The sequence below is a fragment of the Tsukamurella pulmonis genome (genome assembly GCF_900103175.1).
In the GTDB taxonomy this organism is placed as follows: domain Bacteria; phylum Actinomycetota; class Actinomycetes; order Mycobacteriales; family Mycobacteriaceae; genus Tsukamurella; species Tsukamurella pulmonis.
Map to the genome: position 1 here is coordinate 4,128,169 of NZ_FNLF01000002.1, position 26,850 is coordinate 4,155,018.

Sequence of the window (26,850 nt, forward strand, 5' to 3'; positions counted from 1 at the left end):
CGAACCTCGCCCAGCGCGCAGCGGACCCGCGGGCCGCTGCGCCCCGTCAGCCCGAGCGCCTCATGACCCCAGGCCAGGTGGCTGCACTGTTCAACGTGAACCCGAAGACGGTCACCCGGTGGGCCGGCGCGGGCCTGCTCGGCTCCGTCCGGACGCCCGGCGGGCACCGTCGCTTCCGCGCGTCGGAGGTCTTTGCTCTCCTGAACCAGAACACGACGGCCTAGGCACGGTCGGACAAGGGCGCCGCCCCACCGAGATGATCGGTGGGGCGGCGCCCTTTTCCGTACGCGACGTTCCTGCGCGGACTCAGCCGGCGTAGGAGTGCAGGCTGCCCGTCGCGAAGTAGTTGATGATGAACAGGTTGAAGACGATCACCGCGAAGCCGAGGATGTTCAGGTAGGGCGCGGCCTTGCGCCACACCGACGTCGCCCGCGCATGCAGGTACGCCGCGTAGAGGACCCAGGCGATGAACGAGGTGGTCTCCTTCGGGTCCCAGCCCCACGGCCGGCCCCACGCCGCCTCGGCCCAGACCGCGCCGCAGATGACGCCCGCGCTGAACAGCGGGAAGGCGACGATCACGGTGCCGTACGCCACGCGGTCGAGCACCTGCGTGTTCGGAATGGCCTGCAGCAGCCGGCCGCCGATGCCGGAGGTGACGCTCACGGAGCCGTCGGGCAGCTCGAACCGGCGGCGGATCAGATACAGCAGGCTGGCGACGCCGGAGACCAGGAAGATGCCGGCACCGATCGAGACGATCGAGACGTGGATCGCGAGCCAGTACGACTTCAGCGAGGGCACCACCGGGCCGGCCGTGGTGTACAGCACGCCCTCCGCGACGAACATGAAGATCAGGATCGGGACCAGCACGAAGCCGAGGATCGGCCGGGCCTCGGGCTTGCGCAGCAGCACCAGCGAGGCCAGGACCGCGCCCGCGCACATGATGGACATGAACTCGTACATGTTGCCCCAGGGCATGCGGCCGGTGGCGACGCCGCGCAGCACGATCGAGGTGACGTGCACGAGCAGTCCCGCCACCACGAGCGCGTAGCCCATGCGGCCGATCCGTTCGGACTTCGAGCGGCGGGGCCCGTCGTCGACGACCCGGCCCGGGGTGGAGTCGGTGGCGATCGGGCCGCCCCCGGCGGCGACGAGCTCGCGCTTGCGGTCGCGCGCGGCCGTGGCGTCCACCCGCGACGTCGCGAGCTCGATGACCATCAGGACCAGCGCGAGCGCGTAGATCCCGGTGGCGCTGGTGAACAGCACGTCGGCGAAGTTCGCCAGGTCGACGTTCGTCTCGGTTCCCATGCTCACGCCACTTTCTCACCGTCGGGACCGACCAGGCGGTCGGCCAGTGCTTCGAAGTCCTCGGTCCATCCGGCCTGGTCGGTGCGCGCCAGTCCGGCGATCTCCATCACGGTACCGCCGCCCTCGCGCGGGGTCAGCCGCACGAACACCCGCCGCCGCTTGACGGTGAGCGAGACGATGAGCCCGCCCAGCATGCCGATCGCGAAGATCAGGGTCCAGTTCTGCGCCGGGTTGTGGCTCACCTGCAGGGCCGCGAAGTTCGTCACGCCGTCGAAGCGCACCTGGGTGCCGTCCTCGAGAGTCGTGGATTGGCCCACCGACAGGTTCACGCGCGCCTTCTTCTCCAGCCGCTTCGAGTCGATCTGATCGCGGCTGAGCGAGAAGATGTTCTGCGGCTTGCCGGTGTCCAGGCCCGTGTCGCCCTGGTAGATGTCCACGGCGACGGCCGGATCGTTCGGCGCGGGGAAGCGGGAGGTGAGCAGCGTCCCGTCGAGCTGCTTGGTGGGGGCGAGCAGCCCCTCGATCCCGATCTGCTTGGTGCGACGCTCGTCCTCGGTCCGGTACAGATCGGCCGGCGGGTCGAAGCGCAGCGCGCCCGAGGAGAGGAAGTTGATCTTGTCCTGCGGCGCGAACTGCATGGTCTGCTTCCGCACGGCGCCGTTCGGGTAGGTCACCGAGAAGGTGCCCGCGTAGCCGTGGCCCAGCATGTAGACGCGCACGCCCTCCATGCGGAGCGGCTTGTTGACCTCGATGGCGTAGTTCTTCCAGGTGCCGTCGCGCAGGCCCTCACGGTCCTGGTACGAGGCCATCGTCCGGAACATGTCCGGCTGCGCGTTCGGCAGGAACGTGGCCTGCACCTCGTCGGCCTTGAGGCAGAAGGGCGCGAGCCCGGTCCCGTCGACGAGGTTGCCGGCGCGGAAGTTGTCGTAGTTCGACGAGGTGTTGCAGAAACCCTCGTCGCCGGCGATCACGATGCGCGAACCCTCGTAGGAGAACTGCTGGCCCACGCCGATCGCGATGAGTATCCCCACCAGCGAGATGTGGAAGACCAGGTTGCCGGCCTCGCGCAGGTAGCCCTTCTCGGCGGAGACGGTGACGGCGCCTTCCGCCTCGCCCCTGCCCCCCGTGCGGCTGATCTTTCGCCAGCCGCGCAGGCCGCCCAGCACCGTCTGCGCCGCGGCCTCGGGGTCCTGGTCGCTCTCGCGGGTGGTGTGCCGCGGCAGGCGCGACAGGTTGCGCGGGGTGGCGACGGGCGGCGTGCGCAGGGCGCGGAAGTGCTCGAAGCAGCGGGGCACGATGCAGCCGACGAGGGAGACGAACAGCAGCGCGTAGATCGCGGTGAACCACACCGATTTGAAGACGCCGAAGAACTGCAGCTTGTCCAGGAGTTCACCGAGAGTGCCGTGATCGTCGATCCACTTCGCGGTGGCGGCCGAGTCGACGTCGCGCTGCGGCAGCAGCGCGCCGGGCATGGCCGCGACGGCGAGCAGGAACAGCAGCACCAGCGCGGTCTTCATCGACGTGAGCGAGCGCCACGTGTTGCGGACCGCGGCGAGGGCGCGGCGCGGGAGGGATTGCTTGACAGGAGTAGTCATCAGATCGGCATCACCGTGTTGGAGACGAACAGGCGGCGCACCAGGTCGATGAACTCGGCCCAGTACCCGGTGACCAGCGCGACGCCGACCACGATCATCAGCACGCCGCCGAAGATCTGGATGCGGCGCGAGTTGCGGCGCAGCCACCCGACGGCGCGGACGGCCACCGTCGACCCGAGGGCCAGGACGATGAACGGCAGGCCCAGCCCGGCGCAGTAGGCGACGATGAGGACCGCGCCGCGGGCGGGCTCGGCGTCGGTGCCCACCACGATCGACAGGATCCCGGCGAGCGTGGGTCCGATGCACGGGGTCCAGCCCAGCGCGAAGACACCGCCGAGCAGCGGCGCGCCGGCGAGGGTGGTCCACTGCCGCGGCGCGAACCGCACGTCGCGCTCGAGCATCGGGACCAGGCCGATGAAGGCCAGGCCCATGACGATGGTGATCACGCCGCCGATCCGCATGAGCGTCTCGGCGTTGAGCCGGATCGACGTGGCGAGCCCGAAGACCGACATCGTCATCAGCAGGAAGACGGCGGTGAAGCCGGCGACGAACAGGATCGCCGCGCCCATGACGCGCCAGCGCCCGGCGCGCACGCCCGCCTTCGCCTCGTCGACGGTGGCGGCCGGCGCCTCGGCCCCGACGAGCCCGGCGAGGTAGGACAGGTAGCCCGGGACGAGCGGGACGATGCACGGCGACGCGAACGAGACGAGCCCCGCGAGCAGGCACGCGCCGAGCGCGAGCAGCAGCGGGCCCGAGACGGCCGCGGTGGCGAAGGCCTCTCCCATCAGCCCTCCCCCAGCACCTTGTCGATGGTGTCGGTGAGTTCCTTCTCGCCGACGGTCGTGAGGTAGGAGGCGGCCACGCGGTGCTGCCGGTCGAGCACGAAGGTCATCGGCACGACGGTGGTCGGGTACTGCTCACCGATGGCCAGCAGGGTCTTGCCCGGCGGGTCGTAGATCGACGGGTAGGTCAGGCCCTGCGAGCCGATGAAGTCGCGGGCCGCGTCGTCGCCGGCGGTCTCGCGCACGTTGATGCCGAGGAACTGCACGCCCCGGTCCTTCGTGGCGACGAAAGTCCGCTCCAGTTCGGGCGATTCGATGCGGCACGGCGCGCACCAGCTGCCCCAGACGTTGATGACCACGACCTTGCCCGCGTAGTCGGCGAGGGTGATGGTGGTGTTCTCGTCGGTCACGCTGCGGCCGGACAGGTTCTCGACGGTGCTGCGCTGCCCGGGCTCGTAGAACTGCCGGACCTTGCCGCCGGGGGCGATCACGCCGCCCTTGGCGGCCTGGTCGGAGAGTTGGACGCACCCCGAGGCGCCGAAGGCGACCGCGCCGGCCACGAGCAGCGCGGCGACGCGGCGGGCGGGCCTCACGCGCCGCGCACCAGCGGGTCGGTGGCGCCCGCCGGCTCGGAGTACACGATGTCCACGAGCTCGTCGCCGTCGTAGACGAGGCTGGTGAGCGAAGCGAGGGAGCACTGCCGGTTGCGCGGATCGTGCCAGAGGCGCTTGCCCTCGAGGTGGCGGCGCAGGGTCACGACGGGCAGCTGATGGCTGACCAGCACGGCCTCGTGGCCGCGGGCCCGCTCGCGGGCGATGTCGACGACGCCGACCATGCGGTGCGCGATCTGCAGGTAGGGCTCGCCCCACGACGGGGTGAAGGGATCGCGCAGCTTGGCCCAGTGCTTGGGCTGGCGCAGGGCGCCGTCGCCGACGGCCACCTTGAGGCCCTCGAACCGATTGCCCGCCTCGATGAGCTCCTCGTCGGTGATGATCGGCAGCCCGTGCGAGGCGGCGATGGGGGTCGCGGTCTCCTGGGCGCGCTGCAGCGGCGAGGCGAAGACGGCGGTGACGTCGTGGTCGGCGAGCGCGTCGGCCACCGTCTGCGCCTGGGCCCGGCCCTTCTCGGACAGGCGGAACCCGGGCAGGCGGCCGTAGAGGATGCCGTCGGGGTTGTGCACCTCGCCGTGCCGCATGACGTGCACGATCGTCGTCTCGGGGTGAGCGGTCATCGGGGCCTTCTATTCTGTCGCCGCGGCGGCCGCGCGGGCGGCGGCGGGCAGTGCCGCCTCGATGGATGCGAAATCGTCGTCGCTGAGCGCGGCGGAGACGAACCAGGCCTCGAAGGCGCTGGGCGGCGGGTAGACCCCCTGCTCGAGCAGGGCGTGGAAGAACGGCGCGAAGCGGAAGGTCTCGGCGGCCTTGGCCTGCGCGTAGTCGGTGACGGGTCCGTCGGTGAAGAAGACGGAGACCAGGTTGCCCGCGTACTGGACGTGGTGCCGCACGCCCTCCGCGGTGAGCGCGTCGCCGATGAGCCCGCCGAGGCGGATCGAGTTGGCGTTGAGCTTGGCGTACACCTCGTCGGTCGCGTGCTGCAGCGTCGCGAGGCCCGCCGCGACGGCGACGGGGTTCCCCGACAGCGTGCCGGCCTGGTAGACGGGGCCGAGCGGGGCGAGATGCCCCATGACCTCGGCCGATCCGCCGAACGCCGCGGCCGGGAGCCCGCCCGACATGACCTTGCCGAAGGTGAACAGGTCGGCGTCCACGGGGTCGAGGCCGTACCAGCCGGCCTTGCTCACGCGGAAGCCCGTCATGACCTCGTCGAGGATGAGGAGGGCACCGTCGGCCCGGGTGATCTCGCGCAGGCCCTCGTTGAAGCCCGGGAGCGGCGGGACGGCACCCATGTTGCCGGCGGCGGCCTCGGTGATGACGGCGGCGATCTGCCCGGGGTACTGGGCGAAGGTCGCGCGCACCGCGTCGAGGTCGTTGTAGGGCAGGACGAGCGTGTCCTGCGCCTGCGCGCCGGTCACGCCGGGGCTCGTGGGCAGGCCCAGGGTCGCGACGCCGGAACCGGCGTCGGCGAGCAGCGCGTCGACGTGGCCGTGGTAACAGCCGGCGAACTTGATGATCTTGGCGCGACCGGTGACGCCGCGGGCCAGGCGCACCGCGCTCATGGTGGCCTCGGTGCCGGAGTTGACCAGGCGCACCCGCTCGACGGGGGCGACGCGGGCGATGATCTCCTCGGCGAGCGCGATCTCCGCCTCGGTGGGAGCGCCGAAGCTCAGGCCCGTGCCGGCGGCGCGCTGCACGGCCTCGACCACGGCGGGGTGGGCGTGGCCCAGGATCATCGGGCCCCAGCTGGAGACGAGGTCGACGTAGGTGTTGCCGTCGGCGTCGGTGAGCTGCGAGCCCGTGGCGCTGGTGATGAAGCGCGGGGTGCCGCCGACGGCCGAGAAGGCGCGTACCGGGGAGTTCACCCCGCCGGGGATGGAGCGGGCGGCGCGATCGAACAGGGCCGCACTGGCCTGGGTCTGGGGAGAACTCACGACCTCCAGTGTCCCAGGCCGGTGCAAATCGTCAACTACAGGGTGTAGGAGACCGCCGCCGGACCCCGGATCGCCGCGCCCGATCAGGGGGACCCCACCTCCTGCTGCAGGGTGTGCGTCTCGCGCATACCTCCACTCATCCCAGGTCAGAGCGTCTTATCAACGCCACAGGGTATGCACGGGACGCATAACCTCGCCGACCGTGCGTCACCGCCTCCCACCCCCTCTATAGTGGAACAGGTTCCACTTCCGGGGCCGCGCCGCGCACGGTAGGAGTAGAGCCATGGAACGCCTCAGCGGATTGGACGCCTCGTTCCTGTACCTCGAGTCCCGCTCCCAGCTGATGCACGTGAGCGGCATCCTGGAGCTGGACCCCGGCACCGTCGAGGGCGGGTACCGGTTCGAGGACCTGCGCAGTGAGCTCGCGCGGCGGATCACCGCGATGCCGGCGTTCCGGCGCAAGCTGCACGACTCCGTCGCGAATCTGGATCACCCGGTGTGGGTGGAGGACGAGTCCTTCGACATCGAGGCGCACGTGCACCGCATCGCGGTCCCCGCGCCCGGCGGCGAGCAGGAGCTCGCGGAGTTGTGCGCGCACATCGCCGGCCAGGCGCTGGACCGCAGCAAGCCGCTGTGGGAGATGTGGGTCATCGAGGGCCTCGCCGACGGCCGGATCGCGATCATGATGCGCATGCACCACGCGGGCGTCGACGGGGTGACCGGCGCGGGCCTGATGGCCCAGCTGTGCTCGCTGACCCCGGAGCCGCCCGCGCTCGACCCGTCGATGGTGGACAAGTCGACCGGCGGGGCGCCGCTGCTGGCGCTCGCCGCCGACGGCGCCAAGAACGTCCTACTGCGGCCGCTGTCGCTGGTCTCGCTCCTGCCGCGCACCCTCCCGGTGCCCGTCCGCTGGTGGACCCGCTCGCGCCGCGGCGCCGCGATGCCCGCACCGTTCAGCGCGCCCCGCACCTCGCTCAACAGCTCGATCACCGGCCACCGCTCCATCGCGTTCGCCGCGGTGCCGCTCGCCGACGTGAAGAAGGTCAAGGACCACTTCGGCGTCAAGGTCAACGACGTGGTGCTCGCGGCCTGCTCCGGCGCGATGCGCGAGTTCCTGCACGACCGCGGCGAGCTCCCCGGGCAGCCGCTGGTCGCGATGATCCCCGTCTCCGTGCACGAGGCCGAGATCGGCGCGACCCTCACCGAGGGCACCAACAAGGTCACGGGCATGTTCACCCGGATGACCACCGATGTCGACGGCCCCGTCGCGCGGCTGGAGGCGATCCGCGAGCGGGTCGCGACGAGCAAGGAGCACCACGGCGAGCTCGACGACAACCTGCTGCGCTCATGGGCGCAGTTCGCGCCGGCGTCCATCATGCAGGTGGGCGCGCGGATCTACGGCGACAAGAACCTGCCCGAGCTGCATCCGGTGGTCTACAACCTGGTGATCTCCAACGTGCCCGGCCCGGACATCCCGCTCTACTTCCTGGGCGCACGCATCCACTCGATGTACCCGCTCGGCCCGGTCTTCCACGGCGCGGGCCTCAACGTGACGGTCTTCTCACAGGAGGGCACACTGAACATCGGTGTGATCGCCTGCAAGAAGCAGGTGCCCGATCCGTGGCCCATCGTGCGCGCCTTCGAGCGCGACATCGCGGCGCTGGTCGCGGCGGTGGACGAGGAGAGCGAAGAGCGATGACGACCGACGGCCCGCGGGTGCGTATCGACAGCGGCGAGATCGCCGGACGCGATCAGGGGACGGTGCACGCCTACCGCGGCATCCCGTACGCGCAGCCGCCCGTCGGGCCGCTGCGCTACCGCGCCCCGCAGCCGGTCGAGCCGTGGGACGGCGTGCGCGCGGCCACCGAATTCAGTGCCGCCGCACCGCAGAACAAGAAGTACACCCTCGTCGGGTTCCGCGAGTACCAGCCCACCAGCGAGGACTCGCTCACGCTCAACGTGGTCGCCCCCGCCGGCCCGGCGACCGCTCCGCGCCCGGTGATGGTCTTCCTGCACGGCGGCGCCTACCTGATGGGCAGCTCGGCGACCCCGCTGTACTACGGCAATTCGCTCGTCGAGCGCGGCGACGTCGTCTTCGTCTCGATCAACTACCGGCTCGGCGCGCTGGGCTACCTGGACCTGACCGAGTTCTCCACCGACGAACGCCCGCTCGACGGCAACCTCGGCCTGCGCGATCAGGTCACGGCCCTGCAGTGGGTGCAGCGCAACATCGCCGTCTTCGGCGGCGATCCGGGCAACGTCACGATCTTCGGCGAGAGCGCGGGCGGCAACGCCGTGACGACCCTGCTCGCCACGCCCGCCGCCCACGGCCTGTTCCATCGCGCCATCGCGCAGAGCTCCGCGCCCGGCCTCACGGTCGACGCGGTCACCGCCCGCGGGTGGGGCAAACGCTTCGTCGAGGTGCTCGGCGGGCCGGAGAAGATCGACGAGGCGACCTCGGAGGATCTGGGCCGCGCCGGCAATCGCCTGATGGGCGAGCTGAACCGGGAGCAGCTCGGGGTCATCCCGTACGGCCCCACGGTCGACGGTGACTTCCTGCCGGAGGATCCCGAGGTCGCGATCGCCGCCGGACGAGGCGCGAACGTGCCGCTCATCATCGGCACCAACCGCGCCGAGGCCACGCTGTTCACGAAGATGCCCGGCATGGGCAAGCCCACAGCGGATCGGGCCGCGCACACCCTCGGCGCCGATCCCCAGCGCTTCGCGCCGCTGACCGCCGCGTACCCGGGGTTCCCCGGCGTGGCCTCGCTCAACCGGATCATCGGCGACTTCATGTTCTGGGCGCCGTCGCTGCGGATCGCGCAGGCGCACGCCAAGCACGCGCCCACGTACTTCTACCGTTACGACTTCGCCCCGAAGACGTTGGACCTGTTGGGATACGGCGCCACGCACGCGAGCGAGCTGATGGCGGTCTTCGGCGTCTACCACGGCACCACGGGGTGGGTGCTCGGCGCGCTGGGCGATCGACGCGTCGCCATGCGCGTCTCCGACGGGATGCAGCGCGACTGGATCACCTTCGCCCGCACCGGCCATCCCGCGAGCGAGTGGCCGACGTACAACGGCACCTCCCGCGCGACGCTGGTGATCGACGACCGCAATCGCGTCGTCTACGACCCCTCCCCCGAGATCCGCAGGGCCTGGGAGGAATTCAGCTCCGCATCAGCGCGATGATCGCGTCCGCGCGGGTCTGGGGATCAGAGGAACTTCAAGCCCCACGGTCACCGCGAAGCCGCGCGGCTGACGTACACGATCACATCACCGCGCATCGGTCCGCCGAAACCTCCAGACGCCCAGGAACGCGATCCCTACGCACCACGCCGCGAGCACGAGCGCACCCAACGTGATCTCTGACGTAGAACGACCAGGAAAAGCAATGGAGTATCCGGCGGAGTCCGGCAGGAACTGAGCGATGGAGTACCGATCACGGACCAACGGCCCCACGATGAAGTAGTACACCAACACCACACACAGCGTCGGCAAGGTGCGCCGCATCAGAAGCGCCACCGACGCGGAGATGAGACAAATGCTCGCCAGATAGATCGCTCCCCCTAACCCCCACGAAACTCCGCGCACCAGCCCGACTGCCGTCGCGCCGGACAACACCGCGACCAGCACGCTCACAGCGACCGCAACGACCCCCACCGCCACACCGACCGAACCGACGACAACCAATTTCGTCGAACAGAACGTGACGCGACGCGGAACTCCAGCGAGAGAGGTAGCGAGCTGTCCGCCGGAGAACTCACTCGTCACCAGCAATGTTCCGATTGCCACGAACCCTGCCTGGATGTACCCGATGGGAGCCAGGCCAATGTCGAGAGCAGTCATCTGGTCATCGCCACCCCGAGACACAGCGAACGCAATGGAGAGTATTGCGCCGACCGCCAGGATCGCCAGGGAGGCCATCGGCACAGCAGGCAGGCTCGCCGCCTTGATGCGCTCAGAGTGCAACGACCGCCCGAACTCGCTCATGCGTCTCTCCTCGCGAACACTGAAACCGCCACCACCCCGATGACGACGACCCAGGCAGCCATCACTGCACCACCCGCGGCCGGAGACAGCGCCACCTTCGAATCAACGTCGCGCAGGAACATTCGCATACCCGCCATGTCAGGAAAGAAGCTCCCCGCGGCAACGATCCTCGAGAGTAAATAGGTCACCGTCACCACCGATGTGTTCAGCACGAGAACGATCAGCGGAAGCACGCCGTTCCGGGTTATCCACGTGATCACACAGGCGAGCTCCGCCATCAGGATCCAGTACACGACGACGCCGAGCACCCTCCCGGGAGCGCCGCCTTCGAATGCGGGCGACACCGTCGAGGCGACAGTCAGGGTCACCAGGCTCGAGACCACGGCGAGCAGCGCCACCAACACCGCCACAGCGATGCCCTTCGCAACGAACACCGCATAGCGGTTCGGCTGAGCCGCGAGCGTCGTCGATATCTGGCTGGTGTCGCCGTTGTCACCTTCAGAGCTGTACTCACTGCTCACAGCGACGACGCCGACGACAATCGCTCCCACCACTCCGAAGGCCAGCTCTTGATACCCGAGATCGCGGTTGGGCGACGAGGAAGACGGGGCACTGATGTACGTGACCACCGGTGCCACCACAAGCGCCAACACCGAGCCTGCCCACACGGCGGGCAGCGACGCCAGTTTGAGCAGTTCTGCACGCGTGGCGCGCGCCGCCGCACCGAGATTCATCGCTCTCCGATCCGCGCGAAGAACGCCTCTTCGAGACTCCCGTGATCACCGACGACTTGTCGCAGCGACCCAGAATCAACTATCCGACCATCGTTAATAATCACTATGTCGTCAACCGTTTCTGCAAGTTCACGCATCATGTGACTCGACAGAAGTACGGTGCGTCCTTCGTCAGCTCGCTTTCTTAGGAAGTTTCTCACCCATCGAATGCCTTCTGGATCGAGCCCGTTGATCGGCTCGTCCAGGATGAGCACCTCCGGATCGCCGATCAACGCCGCAGCGATCCCCAGTCTCCGGCTCATCCCCAGAGAGAACGTTCCGACGCGCCGCTGTGCTGCATTCGCTATCCCGGCGAGCTCGAGTACTTCCTGAATACGCCCCGAATCCACTCCGGCCGAAGCGGCGACCCACCGCAGATGAGCGTGAGCAGTCCGGGTTCTGTTCGCTCCCGATCCGTCGAGAACTGCGCCGATCTTGCGCAGAGGATTCGTCACGTCTCCGTAGCGGAGCCCGTTGAACGTCGCGTTCCCACCGTCAGCGAAGTCCAACCCGAGAAGAATACGCAATGTCGTCGTTTTTCCGGCGCCGTTGGGACCCACAAAGCCGGTAACCCTCCCGGACCTTGCTTCGAAACTGACATCGCTCAGCACCTTGGAACCGCGACGAACCTTCGTCACTCGATCGATCGAAATCATGCGCAACCCCCTCGAACGCGGAACACAACGCCCTCCAGTCAATAGCGTGCGTCCGGCTCCTGCATCCGGCCACGGTCTGCAATCAGCGCATCGGCATCGGACCGTGGTCTGAATTCGTCGCTCGCGCAGATGCCGGAGTGTCGCGCCGCTGCTACCTTGGGCAGATGAACGCCACGAACCGACCTCGGTGGCGCTCAGGCTCTTGGGCACCGGGCGTCGTGGCGGTGCTGAGCCTGCTGGGAATCGCTATGGCGTTCGGGGTGGCTATGCCGTACGCGCGGCTCGCAGCATCGTCCATGGTGACCCTAGCGGTGGCCGTCGCCATCTGGACCTGGTGGCGCGCAAAGCAGATGCGTGTCGACTTCGAGGCGCGATTGGCAGCGTGGTCTGCTCACGAAGCACGAAGAGCCGAGCAGATCAGAATCGCCCGCGAGCTGCACGACGGCGTGTCGAACAGTCTCGCACTGATACTCATGCGTGCGGCTGTGGACCGCGACCGTGGATCGGACACGCAGCGCCGGGCGCTGGCCGCGATCGAATCGAGCGCGCGGACCACGATCGCTCAGCTGCGCGAGATGCTCCTGCTGCTGCGCGGCGACGGCGAGGCACCACGTGGGTCAGTCGATTTAGAAGCGCTGGTGTCGAATTCGCGCGCGGCAGGCATGCATGTCGCCGTCACCAAGAACCTCGGAAGCCGCATCACCCCCGAGGTCGCAGAGATGATTCACGCAGTAGTCGGCGAAGGTCTGTCCAACGCCGCTCGGCATTGCGGCCCCTGTCGCGCTGAGGTGCATGTCGATGACAGCGCAGCAGGCGGCCTCGCAGTCGAGGTCCGAGATAGCGGGGCGGTTCCCGGTTGGGTGCCTGCACCTGGGAGCGGGTCCGGCTTATCGAGCCTGGAGACCCGGATCGCGAACGTTCACGGAGTGCTGACATTCGACCACTGCGACGAAGGCTCGACCCTGGCGGCGTGGATACCGCGACGCGACCGGTCGGAGAGCGAGTCGGCGTGACGACTTCCGGGAGAATCGGCAGGTCCACGGTGTCCGTCCTCATCGCCGACGATCAAGAACTACTCCGAGAGACTCTCGCGGACTACGTATCTCGACATGCCGACATGGTGGTCGTTGGCCAGTGCGGATCGGGGCGTGAGGCGGTCTCGATGGCGGCCGCCCTCAGTCCCGATGTCGTACTCATGGACGTGCAGATGCCCGACATGGACGGCCTCGAAGCTACGGAGAAGATTCTCTCGATGCCGTTCGATACCGCACCTCCCCTGGTGATCGTGCTGACCATGTACGACATGGAGGAGTACGTGGACCGAGCACTCCGAGCCGGGGTTTCAGGTTTTCTCCTCAAGGACGCACTCCCGGCTGAGGTCATCGCGGCGATCCACGAAAGCATGGGCGGGCGCGCGCGGTATTCACCGTCCGTCCAATCCAGGATCATCGACGGATATCTCCGTCGCCGCGAGACATCGCACAACACGCCGCCCGACTTGACGCCCCGAGAGGTCGATGTGCTCACGCTGATAGCGAGGGGGCAATCGAATCACGAGATAGCGGCCTGTCTGCACATCTCCGTGAAGACCGTGAAGACTCACATCACACATCTACTGCGGAAGCTCTCGGCTCGCGATCGAGCTCAGCTCGTCATTGCAGCGTTCCGCGCGGGAATCACGTAGAGCCACCGCCTGCGCCGCGGAGTCGAATGATTTCAGCTCCGCATCAGCGCGATGATCGCGTCCGCGCGGGTCTCGGGGATCAGCGCGTAGGACAGCAGCATCGCCGTGTCGGCGACGTCGCCGTCGGTCAGCGCGTGGCCGGCGAGCGTGGAGACGCGGTAGTCGTTGCGGCCCAGCGCCGCTACCGCGGCGGCGAGCGCCGTCTCCGATCCCAGATCGACGGTCAGGTGCAGCCCGGCGTCGGCGCCGAGGACGAGCGCGTCGGGCAGGTGCCGCGCGAGTGCCCGCCGGACCGCGGCGCGGCGCGCGCCGTAGGTGCGGGCCGCCCGCGCGACATGGGCGTCCCAGGCCCCCGACGTGAGGAAGTGGGCGAGCATCGACGCGGCCGTCCCGTCGACGCCCGCACTCGATCCGTGCCCCGCGTGCGGGAGCCCGCGCAGCACCGGCGGGATCGCCGCCCACGCGAGCCGCAGTTGCGGGCTCAGCGCCTTCGAGGCGGTGCCGAGGTAGACGACGTGATCGGGTGCGAGCGTCTGCAGGGCGGGCAGCGGGGCGACGTCGTAGGAGAACTCGCCGTCGTAGTCGTCCTCCACGATCACGCTCCCCGTCGCCCGCGCCCAGTCGACGAGGGCGAGCCTGCGCTCCATCGACAGGCGCACGCCCGTGGGGTACTGGTGCGCCGGGGTCGTGTAGACCAGGCACCGTCGGCGGGGCAGGCGCGCGACGAGCAGGCCCTCGGCGTCCACGGGCACGCCGAGGACCTCGCGGCCGGTGGCGCGGAAGGCGTCGAAGGCGCGGCGGTACCCGGGCGTCTCCACCGCGATCGGCCCGCCGACGTGCCCGGCGATCGCCGTCAGGGCCGGGTTGACGCCGGGGAACAGGCGCAGGTCCTCGGGGGCGGCACGGACGGCCCGGCGCCGCCGCAGGTGCACGGCGAGGGCCTCCTGCAGGGCGGCGACGTGCGGCGCGGCCGACGCGGTGGGCGCGAGCGCGGTGGCGTGCCGCCAGGAGCGGCGCCACCGGCGCTCGTCGATGAGGGCGACGTCGGGGACGCCCGGCTCCAGGCTCACCACCCGCGGGTCCGACGGTGCCGTCGCCGCACGTCGGGGTGCGGGCGCGGCGTGCAGCGCGTGCGCGAAGCGGTCCGTGCCCGGCGCGATCCGGGTGCCGCTGCCGGGCACCGCGGTCGTGATGCCCATCGCGGCGAGTGTGTCGTAGGCGGCGACCACGGTGTTGCGCGCGACGCCGAGCCCGGCGGCGAGGACGCGCGAGGACGGCAGCACGTCGCCGGGGTGCAGGGCGCCGCGGTCGAGCCCGTCCAGGACGGCCTCGACGATGCCGGCGCTGGCCAGCGGCGCACCGGCGCGGGTGGCCCAGAAGTCGGGCAGCGACGCGGGTGGGCGGGGCACCGTCCCAGAATAGTGGTTCTCAGAATGAGATCGTTGTGGATCTTCTACAGGTTCCAGTATTCGCGGACACTGAACGTATGGACACACTCACCCGCTACCCCGACCGCGGCGGCGACCGCCGCCTCCTCGACGAGGTCCTGGACGAGGGCGTCGTCGCCGTGCTCTCGACGGTGCGCGACGGCCTGCCCTGGTCGATCCCGATCGCCTACGCGCGGATCGGCGAGCGCATCGTCCTGCACGGTTCGACGGGGGCCGGTGCCCTGCGGCACGTCGCCGCGGGCGCCCCGGTCACGCTGACCATCACCCACCTCGACGCCCTCGTCGTGGCCGACACGGCCTTCGACCACTCGATGAACTACCGCTCCGCGGTGCTGCGCGGGGTGCTCGAGTCCGTGTCGGCCGACGCGGAGGAGCTGCTGGACGCCTTCGTCGACGCGCTGCTGCCGGGCCGCAGCACGGAGCTGCGCCGCAACACCCGCAAGGAGCTCGCGGCGACCGTCGTGCTGACCCTGCCGATCGTCGCGGACAACTGGATCGTCAAGGCGCGCAACGGCGGAGCGTCGTCGAGCGAGGGCGGATGGTCCGGCGTGCTGCCGCTGCGCACGGGCTACGCGCGCGTCGAGCCGTCCCCCGGCCAGGACCTCCCCGTCCCCGCGTCGGTCCGCGCGGCGCTGCGGGCCGGCGATCCCGCGACGTGCTCGTGATTCCGCTCTCGGAACCGGCATGAATCGCCCGTGCTGGGTACGGTTGAGGCCATGAGTGATCCCACCTCGCCGGCATCGTCGCCCGAACTGACCGCAGCGCTGCGCGCCATCCTCGACGGCCGGTGGGCCGCCACGAGGGACGTCGTGCGCGAGCAGATCCAGGAGGGGAACGTGGTACCCCAGGCCGGGCTGAGCCTGGACGAGTACCGCGAGCTCATGCTGGGGCAGATGAAGGCGATGGTGCCGCTCGGCTTCCCGGCCGACGGTTTCAAGACCGAGCACGGCGGCACGGGCGACGTGGGCGCCGCGGTCACCGCGATCGAGACCCTCGGCTACGGTGATCTCTCGCTCATGGTCAAGGCGGGCGTCCAGTGGGGCCTGTTCGGCGGCGCGGTCGAGAACCTGGGCACGCAGTACCACCACGACACGTACGTCAAGGGCCTCATCGACCTCGACGTGCTCGGCTGCTTCGCCATGACCGAGACCGGCCACGGCTCCAACGTGCAGGAGCTCGAGACCACCGCCACGTACCTGCCGGAGACCGACGAGTTCGAGATCCACTCCCCCACCTCCAGCGCCCGCAAGGACTACATCGGCGGCGCCGGGAAGCACGCGCGCTGGGCGTCGGTCTTCGCGCAGCTCATCACCGGCGGCCCCGGCGAGGAGCCGACGGGCCGCGGTGTGCACTGCTTCGTGGTGCCGATCCGCGACGAGAACGGCGACGACCTGCCCGGCGTCACCACCTCCGACTGCGGCTACAAGGGCGGCCTGCCCGGCGTGGACAACGGCCGCATCGTCTTCGATCATGTGCGCATCCCGCGGCGCGAGCTGCTCAACCGCTACGCCGACGTGGAGGAGGACGGGACCTACTCCAGCCCCATCGAATCCGACAACAAGCGCTTCTTCACCATGCTCGGCACGCTGATCCGCGGCCGCGTCACCGTGGGCGCCGCGGCGGGTGCCGCCGGCCGCCTGGGCATCACGCTGGCCACCAAGTACGCCCTGGTGCGCCGCCAGTTCGACGCGCCGGGCGGCGAGGACGAGCTGCTGCTGCTGGACTACCGCACCCACCAGCGCCGCCTGCTGCCGCTGGTGGCGCGGGCCTACGCCTTCGCCCTCGCGCAGAACGAGCTCACCGCCGAGCTGCACGAGCTGCAGACCGGCGACCCCGACGCCGTCGACCCCGCCTACGCCCGCGAGATCGAGGGCAAGGCCGCGGCGATCAAGGCCGGCCACACCCGACTGGCCTCCGACGCGATCAGCGCGGCCCGCGAGGCCTGCGGCGGCGCCGGCTACCTCTCGGAGAACCGGCTTCCGCTGCTGCGCGGCGACATCGACGTCTTCACCACCTTCGAGGGCGACAACCTCGTGCTCACCCAGCTGGTCGCCAAGGAGCAGCTGACCGCGTACGCCGGCGACGTCCAGGGCCTCGACGCCGTGGGCTGGGTGCGTTTCGTGGCCGAGATGGCCCGCGACGTGGTGCTGGAGAAGACCGCCGCCCGCCAGGTGGTGCAGACGCTGCTCGACGACTCGAACGAGGACACCGAGGAGAGCGAGCTCACGCACCCCGGCACCCAGCTGCGGCTGCTGCGCAACCGCGAGGACCACCTGCTGCGCACCGCAGCCGCCCGCATGCGCCGCGCGAAGGAGCCCGATGAGGACGCCCTGGAGGTGTTCACCGAGACGCAGGACCACCTGATCAAGGTGGGCGAGGCGCACATCGAGCGGATCGTGCTGGAGGCCTTCGTCGATGTGATCACCGACGTGAAGGACCGCGCGACGCGCGACGCCCTCAAGCTCATGCGCAACCTGTACGTCTACTCGCTGCTCGAGCGCGACCTGGGCTGGTACCTCATGCACCGGCACGTCTCGGTGGAGCGCGCCAAGGCGATCCGTCGCGGCGTCAACGAGCTGTGCGGCAAGGCCCGCCCGCTGGCAGACTCGCTGGTCGACGCCTTCGGCGTCCCCGCCGCCGCGCTCGATGTCCCGATGCTCGACCCGGCCAACAGCGTCGCGGTCCGCTGACCCTCAGCGCTGCTCCGGCGGTAGTGCCTCGCGCACCCGCCGGACCAGCGCGAGGGCGGCGGCACCGTCGGGCGGCTCGGGCAGGCCCGCGGTGAGGGCGATCCCGAGGCAGGCGCCGGCGATCACGGTGTCGGCGTACTCCATCGGGTCGCCCCACGGCAGGAACGGCTTGGCCACGAGCAGCGAGGCCACTCCGTGCACCACCGTGAGCATCCGCAGCGCGATCGGCCGCGGGTCACCCGGCGGGTAGTAGCCCACCGCCTGCAGCTCGCGCACGTTCTGCTCGAGGTGCGCGAACGCCGCGGTGCCGAGCACGACGTCCACGTCGGAGGCGTAGTCCGACGGGGTCATCACCGCGAGCCGGTACAGCTCGGGCGTGGCGAGCGCGAAGCGCACGAAGGCCAGCCCCTGCGCCCGCGCCGCGTCGAGCGGGTCCGGCGCACCCGCCTCGGCTTCGGTCAGGGCGTCGTCGAGCTGGCCGAGGTAGCGGGCGACGACGGCGGTGAGCAGCGCGTTCTTATCGGGGTAGTGCAGGTAGATGGACGGCGGCGTCACCCCGGCGCGCTGCGCCACCCCGCGGATCGAGACCGCCTCGGCGCTGCCGGTCTCGATCAGCAGATCGGTGGCGGCGTCGAGGATCTCGGCGGCCAGCCGCTCTCCGTCGCCGCGCTTGTTGCGCCGTCGTCTCCCCTGTTCCATAGCCCTACGATTCTCGCAGACCGACGCGGTCGTACAGCCGTTTCATCGGCGCGGGCGCCCACCAGTTCCACACCCCTGCCACCCGCATGAACGCGGGGACCAGCAGCATGCGGATCAGGGTGGCGTCCAGCAGCACTGCGATCATCATTCCCACGCCGAACATCTTCATGAACGAGACGCCCGCGAATCCGATGGCGGCGAACACGATCGCCATCAGCAGCGCCGCGGCGGTCACCACCCGGCCGGTGCGGGTGATGCCCATCGCGACGGCCTCGTCGTTGGCGGCGTGGTCCTTGGTCTCCGAATGGTCCCAGAACTCCTTGATCCGGGAGAGCAGGAAGACCTCGTAGTCCATCGACAGGCCGAAGGCGATGCAGAACATCAGCACCGGCATGTTCGCGATGATCGCGCCGGTCACTGTGGTGTCGAGGCCGCCGAGCCAGCCCCACTGGAAGATCGCGACGAGCGCGCCGAACACCGCCGAGAGCGAGATCACGTTCATCACCAGGGCTTTCAGCGGAAGCACCAGGCTGCCCGTGAGCAGGAACAGCAGGATGAACGTAGTCACCGCGATCACGATGAGCACGGTCGGCAGGGTGTCGAGGATCGACTCGACCGAGTCCCGGTTGAGCTGCGCCGAGCCGCCGAAGCTCGCGGGTGCGGGCGCGGGCGTCTCGTGCAGCCGGTCGAGCTGGTCCGAGGCGTCCTGCGAGAGCGGGTCGAGCTTCGACGAGACCAGCAGCAGCACTGTGCCGTTCGCCGCCCGGGCGGTCGGGTCACCGTCGGCCACCCGCTGCCCCGCGAGGTAGGTGCCCGTCGGCGCGACGACGGTGCCGGTCTCCTCGACCGTCGACAGGCGGGTGGCGTAGTCGGCCACGGCACCGTCGTCCGTGGACTCGGTGAGCACCACGCTGACCTGTCCCGCGGCGTCCTCGGTGAAATCGGAGCGGATGGTGTCGCCCACCTGGTGCGAGCTCGACGAGGCCGGCAGCACCCGGTCGTCGGGGAAGCCGAAATGGATGCTCAGGAACGGGGTTCCGAGGATCAGCAGGAGCGCGATCAGGGCGAGCCCGATGGGCACCGCGCGGCGCAGCACGCCGCGGGTGAAGCGGTAGAACAGGCTCTCCTGCGGGGCGGGCTCGGCGCGGCGGCGGCCGATCTTCAGGGCGTCGACGCGGTCGCCGAGCACGGTGAGGATCGCCGGCGTGAGGATCAGCGTGGCGAGCGCGGCGAAGACCACCACCGCGACACCGGCGTAGGCGAAGGAGCGCAGGAAGTACATCGGGAAGATCGCCATCGCCGCCAGCGAGAGGCCGACGATGATCGCCGAGAAGAGCACGGTACGCCCGGCGGTGTTCATGGTGCGGCGCAGGGCTTCCGGGCGATCACTCCCCGCCGCCACCTCCTCGCGGTAGCGCGAGATCACGAGCAGCGTGTAGTCGATCGCGAGCGCGAGCCCCATCGCGGTGGTGAGGTTGAGCGCGAAGATCGAGACGTCCGTGAACGTGGTGAAGGCGCGCAGGATGCCGGTGGTCGCGATGATCGCGGCGATGCCGATGAGCACCGGGATCGCCGCGGCGACCAGGCCGCCGAAGACCCACACCAGCACGAGGAAGGTGATGGGGATGGCGACGGCCTCGGCGATCAGCAGGTCGCGCGAGGACTGATCGTTGATCTGCGCGTAGCTGTAGGCCTGGCCGCCCGGCGTCATCGTGACCGACGGCGGCGGCTGCGGCAGGTCGCCGACGATGGCCTTCGCGTTGAGCGGCGCCTGCGATTCGCCGCCGGCGATCGCCGCCACGATGAGCGCGGTGCGCTTGTCCTCGCTGAGCAGCATCGGCGTGGGGGTGCTGAACCCGTCCACGACGCTCTCGACGCGGTCATCGGCGCGCAGGCGCTCGACCAGGCGGCGGCCGTAGTCGCCCGCCGAGACCTCCTGGCCCGGCGGCACCGAGACGGCCAGCACCAGCGGCAGGCCGCCGCGGTCGAAGTCGTCTGCCATGCGATCGTAGGTCTGCATCGCCTCGGCCTGCGGATCGACGTAGCCGCCGGCCTGCAGTTTGTCGGCGACACCGGCGCCCGCGAGGCCCAGACCCGCCAGCAGGATCACGGCCAGCAGCAGCACGGCCTTCGCGCGGCGCGCGACGAAGCGGGTGAGTGCGTCGATCATCGGGCGTCCCTTCCAGTTGTAATAACGACGTTAAGTTAACAGCGTTATTACAAGGCGCGTCAACCGCCCAGGGGAGGAGGTGTTCCGGCGCGGAGGTTGAGACGCCGCCGAGGCGGTTCTCGCCCAGCGTGTGCACGAAGCGCGGGCCGAGCAGCGCGAGCTCTCGCGTGTAGGCCTCGGACCAGCCGCCGAAGGGGACGTGCGCGAGGTACTCGTTGCGGAAGCGGTCGTCCTCGGAGACCTCGGTGGCACAGAAATCGGGGATGGCGAGGTCGACGACGGGGCCGCCGCGTTCGACCTCCGCCATCACGAGCGGGGCGTTGCCGCCGAGGAATTCGTCGATGACCCAGCCGTCCTCGCCGAGCCACATAGAGTAGCGCACCTTGGCGACGACGTGTTCGGCGCGGCGGACGATCTGCCCGGCGACGAGCGCGTCGAGCTCGCGCTCGGCCTCGTAGCGGGTGCCGCTCACGGCAGGTCCCTTGGCCGTCATGGTCCCGGTGGTCACACCGTCGAGGGCGTCGACGAGCGCACCGGGATCGTCGATCAGCTCCGACGGCGCCGGCCCCTGCACCCGCACGCGCACGGCGTAGCCGTCGGCGGCGAACAGGTAGGCCTGGACGATCAGCGTCGGAGCGGGGTCGAGCGCAGCGGCTTCGGGGACCTCGCGCACGAAGAACTTGCGCTCGAACTCGAAGTCCCCGAAACCCTGCTCAGACATGTCCCCACCGTAACCGGTCGGGACGGCGATCCGCGCGAGGCGGGACCGCTCAGACCAGCGTGTAGCCGGCCTCCTTGACGGCGGCCTCCACGGCGTCACGGGTCAGCTCGGCCTCGCTGGAGACGGTGACCGCGCCGGTCTCGACGTTCACGTCGACGCCGGTGACGCCGCCGATCTCCGAGATCTCCTCGCGCACCGAGGACGCGCAGTGCCCGCAGGTCATGCCGGTCACGGTGTAAGTGCTCTCCACTGCCATTTCCCACTCCTTCTCTCGGACGGCCGATGACCTCCATGGTCGCGCGCACCGTCCACTTCACCATACCCCCTGGGGGTATTAAGACGCTAGGCTGGGTGCCATGCCCATCCCCGAGTACGTGCGCAGCATCCGAGAGAAGGTCGGCACCGATCTGTTGTGGCTGCCCGGCGTCGCCGCCGTGGTGGTGAACGACGCGGGCGAGGTCCTGCTCGGTCGCCGCGCCGACACCGGCGAGTGGGCGTCGATCGCCGGCATCCTCGAACCCGGGGAGCAGCCCGCGGCGGCGATCGTCCGCGAGATCCGGGAGGAGGCGGGCGTCGAGGCGCAGGTGCTGGACCTGCTGGCGGTCCGCACCGACGAGCCCGTCCGCTATCCGAACGGCGATGCGGCGCAGTACCTCACGCTCCTGTTCCTGTGCCGCTACGTCTCCGGCGAGGCGCACGTCGCCGACGACGAATCCCTCGAGATCGCCTGGTTCCGCCCCGACGCCCTGCCGGCCATGTCCGTCCGGCAGACCGAGCGCGTGCACCGCGGCCTCGCCGCCCTGCGCGGTGACACCCACCCCGCCTGGCTCTGACCGCGTCGCGAAAATCGGGTCCTGCCGGCGTCGGCGGCATGAATCGCCTGCGTAGGGCAGGAGAACCCGACGTTCGGGAGCTGCTTCCTCCACAACTTCGCGTACATAACCTGTTTTCTCCACAGGCGGCCCTCCGGCGCGGGCCGACGGACGGTGCCGCGAAGCAGGATCGACGGCATGGACCCACTGATCCCGATCGCCGCGGCGGAGAACGGCGGCGTGCTCTCCCGGCGCCACCTGCTGCGGATCGGCGCGGACCCGGCCGAGATCGACGCCCTGCGCCGGCACGGGACTCTCGCACCCGTGCGCCGCGGCTGGTACGCCACCGCCACCGCTGACCCCGCGGTCGTCGCCGCGGTCCGCTCCGGCGCCGCGGTCACCTGCGTCTCGGCGCTCGAGTACACCCCGGGCGTGTGGGTACCGCCGGGTGAGCGGCGGACGCATCTGCGGTGGCCGGAGCACAGGCCGGTCACGCTCCGACCGGCGCGCTCGTGCCGCGGGCACCGGCCATTGCGCACGCCGGCGCGGGCCGTCGATCCGCTCCCGATCGCTCTGCAGTGCGCGGCGAACTGCGTGAGCGCCGAACAACTCGTCGCGGTGCTCGACTCGACGTTGCGTATGCCCCACCCGTACACCGTCGACGTGCTGGCCGAGGTCTTCGACGGCGCACCGCAGCGCGTGCTGCGCGTTCTCGGGCTGGTGGATCCGCTCGCGGGCTCCGGGACGGAGTCGCTGGTCCGCTACCGCCTCGTGTGCGCCGGCATCCGCGTGCGCAGCCAGGTGATGGTCCGGGGCGTCGGCCGCGTCGACCTGCTCGTCGGCGACAAGCTCATCATCGAGTGCGACAGCGCGAGCCATCACAGCGGCGCGCAGCGCAGAGCCGACTACCGTCGCGACCGCGCGGCGGTCATCGGCGACTACCGGGTTCTGCGCCTGGACTACGCCGACGTGCTCTTCGACTGGGACGCGGTGTACGGCGACATCCTGGCGATCGTGCGCAGTGGCCGGCACCGCGGACGCACGCGATTCTGAACGTCGGGTCCCGGAGGCGTCGGGTGCCGAATCCGGCCGCGAGGCCCCGCAGAACCCGAAACTCGGGAGCCGCTAGCGGGTGAGCAGGGGCTCGAGGGCGGCGCGCAGGGCGTAGTCGTTGCGGGCCCAGGCCTGCACGGTCGAGCCGTCGGCCAGTTGCAGGCCCATGCCGTAGCGGCGGCGCGGCACCGTCTTGAGCCGCCCCATCGCGCGCGCCGACGACCACGCGGGGAAGTCCTCCGGCTTCGCCTTGCGCGGGTGATCGGGCGCCTTGCCCGGCAGGATCCGGGCGATCTCGGCGACGGGGATCGTCTCCTCGCCGCAACGCAGTTCCTCGGCGGTCAGCGCCATCGAGACGTGGGTCCGGCCGGCGGTGACCTGCAGCCACACGAAGCCCTGCGTCGCCAGGCCCAGGAGCACCCAGATCCACCAGTCGGAGGTGCGGCCGGCGAGCAGCCACTGGGTGAGGATCATCGCGACCGTCGCGGCGGGCACGAGCAGCAGCCAGACACGGGACAGGCCCCGCTCCGCGTACAGCGGGCTCACCGGCCGGCCGCCGTGGAACCCGGCTTGAAGTACTCCATCGACTCGCGGCTGTTGGCGGTGATCATCGCGCCCACCACGGCGACCGCCGCGAGAATCGCGGGCACCGCGATCGTGGCGTTGCCGGTGGTGAAGGCGAACACGCCCTGCACCAGGACGAAGGCCGCGACGAACTGCAGCACCAGGCGGGCCCAGGACTGGCCGCGCCACAGGAAGTACACGAGGACGGAGGCCACCACGACACCGATGACCACCGTCGCGATGGCCATGACGAACATGGTCGTGTCGTACTGCTCGAAGGTCTTGAACTGCTCGACCGACGACTTCGCGAACGAGCTGTCGCTCTCCTTGAGCATCGTGTACTGCTCGCGCGACTCGTCGGAGCCGCGGGTGGAGAAGGCCTGCGCGAGTCGGGAGATCGCCGAGGTGATGATGACGAAGATCCACAACTGCACGGAGAGCTTCACGTCGTCGGGCCGGGGGCCGCGCTCGGGCTTGGGGACGGGCGGCGGCGCGGGCCACGTGGGTGGCTGCGGGCCGGGCCCGGGCCACACGGGGCCCTGGTGCTGCATGTTCACCACTGCGCTCCTTCTGCCCGACCGCGTGCCGAATCGCCGTGGAGGCGACGTGCGTTCACCACGTTCCCCTGTTCAACCACTGTGCGGCCTCGGTGGCCCAGTAGGTCAGCACGATGTCCGCGCCCGCGCGACGGATCGACAGCAGCGACTCGCGGATCGCGGCGTCCCGGTCGATCCAGCCGTTCTGCGCCGCGGCGGTGATCATCGAGTACTCCCCCGAGATCTGGTACGCCGCGACGGGCACCGGCGAGGCGGCCGCGATGTCGGCGAGCACGTCGAGGTAGCTCATCGCGGGCTTGACCATCACGATGTCGGCGCCCTCGTCGAGGTCGAGATCCAACTCGCGCAGCGACTCCCGGCGGTTCGCGGCGTCCTGCTGGTACGTCCGCCGGTCGCCCTGCAACGACGAGCCGACGGCCTCGCGGAACGGCCCGTAGAACGGCGATGCGTACTTCGCGGTGTACGCGAGCAGTGAGACGTCCTGGTGCCCAGCGGAATCCAGCGCGGAGCGCAGCACACCGATCTGTCCGTCCATCATCCCCGACGGTCCGAGCATGTGCGCCCCGGCGTCCGCCTGCGCGACGCCCATGCGGGCGTACCGCTCCAGCGTGGCGTCGTTGTCCACCCGGCCGTGCGCGTCGAGCACGCCGCAGTGCCCGTGCGAGGTGAACTCGTCCAGGCAGGTGTCGGCCATGATCACCGTGGCATCGCCCAGGTCCTCACGCAGGGCACGCAGGCCGCGGTTGAGCACCCCGTCGGGATTCCACGACGCGCTGCCCTCGGCGTCCTTGTCGGCGTCGTCGGGGACACCGAAGAGCATGAGCCCGCCGACGCCCTCCCGGACCGCCTCCTCGGCCGCGGCCCGCAGCGAGTCGACGGTGTGCTGGAACACGCCCGGCATCGACGAGATCTCCAGCGGGGAGTCGATCCCGTCGCGCACGAACATCGGCAGCACGAGCTGCCGCGGCTCCACCGAGACCTCGGCGACGAGGCGGCGGACGGCCGGCGTGGTACGCAGCCGGCGGGGACGGACGTGAGGAAAACTCATACTTCCAGCCTACGGACGGCGCAGGGAGCGGGCCGCATCAGCTCCGCGAGCGGCGCGGCTTCTTCCGCGGCGGGGGCAGGGCGCCCTCCGCGCGCAGCCGGGAGGCGTGCGCGGCCAGGGCCTCGACGAGGTCCTCCACCGACGCGGTCTCCGGCTGCACGTCCACCCGCAGGCCGAACTCGATCGCGGTCTCGGCCGTCTTCGGGCCGATGCACGCGACGATGGTGCGGGCGTGCGGCTTGCCGGCGATGCCGACCAGGTTGCGCACCGTCGAGCTGGAGGTGAAGCAGACCGCGTCGAAGTCGCCGGACTTGATCATCTCGCGGGTCGAGGCGGGCGGCGGCGCGGCGCGCACCGTGCGGTACGCGGTCACGTCGTCGATCTCCCAGCCGCGGTCGCGCAGGCCCTCGGCGAGGGTCTCGGTGGCGATGTCGGCGCGCGGCAGCAGGACCCGGTTGACCGGGTCGAAGACGTCGTCGAAGGGCGGGAAGACCTCGAGCATGCCGAGGCTGGACTGCTCGCCCGTGGGCAGCAGCTCCGGCTCGATGCCGAAGGCGCGGACCTTGGCGGCGGTCTGCTCGCCGACGCAGGCGATCTTCACGCCGGAGAAGGCGCGGGCGTCCAGGCCGAACTCGATGAACTTCTCCCACACGGCGCGCACGGCGTTCGTGGAGGTGAAGACCACCCACTGGTAGCGGCCGTCGACGAGGCCCTTGACCGCGCGCTCCATCTGGGCGGGGCTGCGGGGCGGCTCGACCGCGATGGTCGGGACCTCCATGGGGATGGACCCGTGGGCGCGCAGCCGGTTCGACATCTCGGCGGCCTGGTCCTTGGTGCGGGGCACGAGCACGGTCCAGCCGTACAGCGCGCGCGACTCCCACCAGGAGAGCTTGTTGCGCTGGCCCACCACCTTGCCGACGGTGACCACGAGCGGCCCGGGCAGGCCCGCCCCGGCCTCGTTGAGCGTGGCGAGGGTGGCCTCGACGGTCTTCTGCTTGCAGGTCGAGCCCTGCGCGGTGACGGCGACCGGGGTCTGCGGCGCGAGGCCGTTCTCGACCAGCGCGGAGGCGGTGTCGGCGAGGTGCTCGGCGGTGGCGCTCAGCACCAGGGGCGACGGGGCCGCGGCCAGCGCCGCCCAGTCGACCTCGCCGCGCACGTCGGCCTCGGTGTGCGCCGAGCCCAGCGCCATGCCGGCGTAGGTGGGGACGGCGGTCGCGGGCGCGAGGCCCGGGACGATCTCGAAGGCGATCTGCGTGCGGGCGACGGCGTTGACCTCGGCCAGCACGGCGTCGGAGGACAGCGGGTCGCCGGCGACGAGGCGCACCACGTCGTGCCCGTGGCGGGCCTGCGCGAGCAGGGTCTTGGCGACCTCGGCGGGCTCGCCGAGTGCGGGCGCGACGCTGGCGGGGTTGCGCACGGCGGGCTCGCCCTTGCGGCCCTTCGCCGGGGCCGCGTCCGCCGCGTCGGCGGCGTCCTCGATCGGCTCGGCCGGGAGCGCGGTGCCCACCATGTCGAGGACGGTCTGCGGAACGTCGGGGTCGGTGTAGACCGTCCGGGCGCCCGCGATAGTCTGCTCAGCACGCAGGGTCAGCAGCCCCGGATCGCCCGGACCGGATCCCACGAAGGTGATGCGGCCCGGTGCCACCGCCCGGCCTCGGGCGGGCTTGGTGGTCTTCGCGGCGACGCGGGTGGACACCGTGTCGGTGTCGGCTGCCGTGTCGGCCTTCGCGGACTGTGCAGTGCGGCTCATGTATC

26 protein-coding genes and 1 pseudogene are annotated in these 26,850 nt (G+C 70.4%); 9 read left to right on the plus strand and 18 right to left on the minus strand.

Annotation, left to right across the window (positions count from 1 at the left end; all coding sequences use genetic code 11):
* Window positions 1-62: 62 nt before the first annotated feature.
* Window positions 63-224, plus strand: a complete 162-nt coding sequence (locus BLQ62_RS20360) for a BldC family transcriptional regulator (RefSeq protein ID WP_074850913.1) — start codon at window positions 63-65, stop codon at window positions 222-224.
* Between the two features lie 82 nt (window positions 225-306).
* On the opposite strand, the gene ccsB is transcribed toward BLQ62_RS20360, so the two are convergent.
* The 6 genes from ccsB to hemL are packed head-to-tail and all read right to left on the minus strand — an operon-like array spanning window position 307 to window position 6,227.
* A complete protein-coding gene (ccsB, locus tag BLQ62_RS20365) occupies window positions 307-1,305 on the minus strand; it encodes a c-type cytochrome biogenesis protein CcsB (RefSeq protein WP_068527721.1) in 999 nt (332 codons plus the stop codon).
* Between the two features lie 2 nt (window positions 1,306-1,307).
* On the minus strand, window positions 1,308-2,900 hold the full coding sequence (resB, locus tag BLQ62_RS20370) for a cytochrome c biogenesis protein ResB (RefSeq protein WP_068564333.1): 1,593 nt from the start codon (window positions 2,898-2,900) through the stop codon (window positions 1,308-1,310).
* A complete protein-coding gene (locus tag BLQ62_RS20375) occupies window positions 2,900-3,685 on the minus strand; it encodes a cytochrome c biogenesis CcdA family protein (RefSeq protein WP_068527714.1) in 786 nt (261 codons plus the stop codon). Before BLQ62_RS20375 ends, resB begins: the two co-directional genes overlap by 1 nt.
* On the minus strand, window positions 3,685-4,275 hold the full coding sequence (locus BLQ62_RS20380; protein WP_068527713.1) for a TlpA family protein disulfide reductase: 591 nt from the start codon (window positions 4,273-4,275) through the stop codon (window positions 3,685-3,687). The genes BLQ62_RS20375 and BLQ62_RS20380 overlap by 1 nt, the downstream gene beginning before the upstream one ends.
* On the minus strand, window positions 4,272-4,913 hold the full coding sequence (locus tag BLQ62_RS20385; RefSeq protein ID WP_068564331.1) for a histidine phosphatase family protein: 642 nt from the start codon (window positions 4,911-4,913) through the stop codon (window positions 4,272-4,274). Before BLQ62_RS20385 ends, BLQ62_RS20380 begins: the two co-directional genes overlap by 4 nt.
* Before the next feature lie 9 nt (window positions 4,914-4,922).
* Window positions 4,923-6,227 carry a glutamate-1-semialdehyde 2,1-aminomutase gene (hemL, locus tag BLQ62_RS20390; protein ID WP_414929902.1) on the minus strand — a complete coding sequence of 435 codons (1,305 nt, stop codon included), beginning with the start codon at window positions 6,225-6,227 and terminating at the stop codon, window positions 4,923-4,925.
* Between the two features lie 283 nt (window positions 6,228-6,510).
* Between hemL and BLQ62_RS20395 the strand changes: the two genes are divergently transcribed.
* Both BLQ62_RS20395 and BLQ62_RS20400 read left to right on the plus strand, forming a co-directional pair.
* Window positions 6,511-7,926 carry a WS/DGAT/MGAT family O-acyltransferase gene (locus tag BLQ62_RS20395; RefSeq protein WP_068564329.1) on the plus strand — a complete coding sequence of 472 codons (1,416 nt, stop codon included), beginning with the start codon at window positions 6,511-6,513 and terminating at the stop codon, window positions 7,924-7,926.
* On the plus strand, window positions 7,923-9,419 hold the full coding sequence (locus BLQ62_RS20400) for a carboxylesterase/lipase family protein (RefSeq protein WP_068564327.1): 1,497 nt from the start codon (window positions 7,923-7,925) through the stop codon (window positions 9,417-9,419). Before BLQ62_RS20395 ends, BLQ62_RS20400 begins: the two co-directional genes overlap by 4 nt.
* 84 nt (window positions 9,420-9,503) lie before the next feature.
* On the opposite strand, the gene BLQ62_RS20405 is transcribed toward BLQ62_RS20400, so the two are convergent.
* The 3 genes from BLQ62_RS20405 to BLQ62_RS20415 are packed head-to-tail and all read right to left on the minus strand — an operon-like array spanning window position 9,504 to window position 11,649.
* Window positions 9,504-10,220, minus strand: coding sequence for a hypothetical protein (locus tag BLQ62_RS20405; RefSeq protein ID WP_068564325.1), 717 nt, complete (start codon window positions 10,218-10,220; stop codon window positions 9,504-9,506).
* Window positions 10,217-10,954, minus strand: a complete 738-nt coding sequence (locus BLQ62_RS20410) for an ABC transporter permease (RefSeq protein WP_068564323.1) — start codon at window positions 10,952-10,954, stop codon at window positions 10,217-10,219. The genes BLQ62_RS20405 and BLQ62_RS20410 overlap by 4 nt, the downstream gene beginning before the upstream one ends.
* Window positions 10,951-11,649 carry an ABC transporter ATP-binding protein gene (locus BLQ62_RS20415; RefSeq protein WP_082756212.1) on the minus strand — a complete coding sequence of 233 codons (699 nt, stop codon included), beginning with the start codon at window positions 11,647-11,649 and terminating at the stop codon, window positions 10,951-10,953. Before BLQ62_RS20415 ends, BLQ62_RS20410 begins: the two co-directional genes overlap by 4 nt.
* A gap of 218 nt (window positions 11,650-11,867) precedes the next feature.
* On the opposite strand from BLQ62_RS20415, the gene BLQ62_RS20420 reads away from it, so the two are divergent.
* Entirely contained in the window at window positions 11,868-12,662 is a 795-nt protein-coding gene (locus BLQ62_RS20420; protein ID WP_068564321.1) for a sensor histidine kinase, read from the plus strand.
* On the plus strand, window positions 12,620-13,333 hold the full coding sequence (locus BLQ62_RS20425) for a response regulator (protein WP_212733347.1): 714 nt from the start codon (window positions 12,620-12,622) through the stop codon (window positions 13,331-13,333). Before BLQ62_RS20420 ends, BLQ62_RS20425 begins: the two co-directional genes overlap by 43 nt.
* A 32-nt stretch (window positions 13,334-13,365) precedes the next feature.
* Here the strand turns inward: BLQ62_RS20425 and BLQ62_RS20430 are convergent, their stop codons facing one another.
* Window positions 13,366-14,742 carry an aminotransferase-like domain-containing protein gene (locus tag BLQ62_RS20430; RefSeq protein ID WP_068564317.1) on the minus strand — a complete coding sequence of 459 codons (1,377 nt, stop codon included), beginning with the start codon at window positions 14,740-14,742 and terminating at the stop codon, window positions 13,366-13,368.
* Window positions 14,743-14,819: 77 nt separating this feature from the next.
* Here BLQ62_RS20430 and BLQ62_RS20435 point away from each other — a divergent pair, with 77 nt between their 5' ends.
* Together BLQ62_RS20435 and BLQ62_RS20440 are read left to right on the plus strand one after the other, a co-directional pair.
* Window positions 14,820-15,446 carry a pyridoxamine 5'-phosphate oxidase family protein gene (locus BLQ62_RS20435; RefSeq protein ID WP_068564315.1) on the plus strand — a complete coding sequence of 209 codons (627 nt, stop codon included), beginning with the start codon at window positions 14,820-14,822 and terminating at the stop codon, window positions 15,444-15,446.
* Between the two features lie 51 nt (window positions 15,447-15,497).
* Window positions 15,498-17,471, plus strand: coding sequence for an acyl-CoA dehydrogenase family protein (locus BLQ62_RS20440; protein ID WP_068564313.1), 1,974 nt, complete (start codon window positions 15,498-15,500; stop codon window positions 17,469-17,471).
* A 3-nt stretch (window positions 17,472-17,474) separates the two neighbouring features.
* Here BLQ62_RS20440 and BLQ62_RS20445 read toward each other — a convergent pair whose 3' ends face one another.
* The 4 genes and pseudogenes from BLQ62_RS20445 to BLQ62_RS20460 form a co-directional block, all read right to left on the minus strand.
* Window positions 17,475-18,170, minus strand: a complete 696-nt coding sequence (locus BLQ62_RS20445; protein ID WP_068527695.1) for a TetR/AcrR family transcriptional regulator — start codon at window positions 18,168-18,170, stop codon at window positions 17,475-17,477.
* Window positions 18,171-18,174: 4 nt separating this feature from the next.
* Window positions 18,175-20,340: an MMPL family transporter gene (locus tag BLQ62_RS20450; protein ID WP_068564312.1), complete on the minus strand. Its 2,166-nt coding sequence runs from the start codon at window positions 20,338-20,340 to the stop codon at window positions 18,175-18,177.
* Between the two features lie 103 nt (window positions 20,341-20,443).
* A pseudogene (locus tag BLQ62_RS20455) lies at window positions 20,444-21,061 on the minus strand (CYTH domain-containing protein); the annotation flags it as partial.
* Window positions 21,062-21,110: 49 nt separating this feature from the next.
* Window positions 21,111-21,317, minus strand: a complete 207-nt coding sequence (locus tag BLQ62_RS20460) for a heavy-metal-associated domain-containing protein (protein WP_068527686.1) — start codon at window positions 21,315-21,317, stop codon at window positions 21,111-21,113.
* Window positions 21,318-21,417: 100 nt separating this feature from the next.
* Here BLQ62_RS20460 and BLQ62_RS20465 point away from each other — a divergent pair, with 100 nt between their 5' ends.
* Together BLQ62_RS20465 and BLQ62_RS20470 are read left to right on the plus strand one after the other, a co-directional pair.
* Window positions 21,418-21,894, plus strand: a complete 477-nt coding sequence (locus BLQ62_RS20465) for an NUDIX hydrolase (RefSeq protein ID WP_068564308.1) — start codon at window positions 21,418-21,420, stop codon at window positions 21,892-21,894.
* A 177-nt stretch (window positions 21,895-22,071) separates the two neighbouring features.
* Complete coding sequence (locus BLQ62_RS20470; protein WP_068564306.1) at window positions 22,072-22,926, plus strand: type IV toxin-antitoxin system AbiEi family antitoxin domain-containing protein; 855 nt, start codon at window positions 22,072-22,074, stop codon at window positions 22,924-22,926.
* 72 nt (window positions 22,927-22,998) lie between these two features.
* Here the strand turns inward: BLQ62_RS20470 and BLQ62_RS20475 are convergent, their stop codons facing one another.
* Genes BLQ62_RS20475 through BLQ62_RS20490 form a run of 4 tightly spaced genes read right to left on the minus strand, consistent with a single transcriptional unit; the run spans window position 22,999 to window position 26,845 of the window.
* Window positions 22,999-23,472, minus strand: coding sequence for a DUF3093 family protein (locus BLQ62_RS20475; protein WP_068527676.1), 474 nt, complete (start codon window positions 23,470-23,472; stop codon window positions 22,999-23,001).
* The gene (locus BLQ62_RS20480; protein ID WP_139184265.1) at window positions 23,469-24,047 is read right to left on the minus strand and encodes a hypothetical protein; all 579 of its coding nucleotides are present in this window, start codon (window positions 24,045-24,047) and stop codon (window positions 23,469-23,471) included. Before BLQ62_RS20480 ends, BLQ62_RS20475 begins: the two co-directional genes overlap by 4 nt.
* Before the next feature lie 55 nt (window positions 24,048-24,102).
* Complete coding sequence (gene hemB / locus BLQ62_RS20485; RefSeq protein ID WP_068527670.1) at window positions 24,103-25,095, minus strand: porphobilinogen synthase; 993 nt, start codon at window positions 25,093-25,095, stop codon at window positions 24,103-24,105.
* 37 nt (window positions 25,096-25,132) lie between these two features.
* Window positions 25,133-26,845, minus strand: coding sequence for a bifunctional uroporphyrinogen-III C-methyltransferase/uroporphyrinogen-III synthase (locus tag BLQ62_RS20490; RefSeq protein ID WP_231857537.1), 1,713 nt, complete (start codon window positions 26,843-26,845; stop codon window positions 25,133-25,135).
* Between the last annotated feature and the right edge of the window lie 5 nt (window positions 26,846-26,850).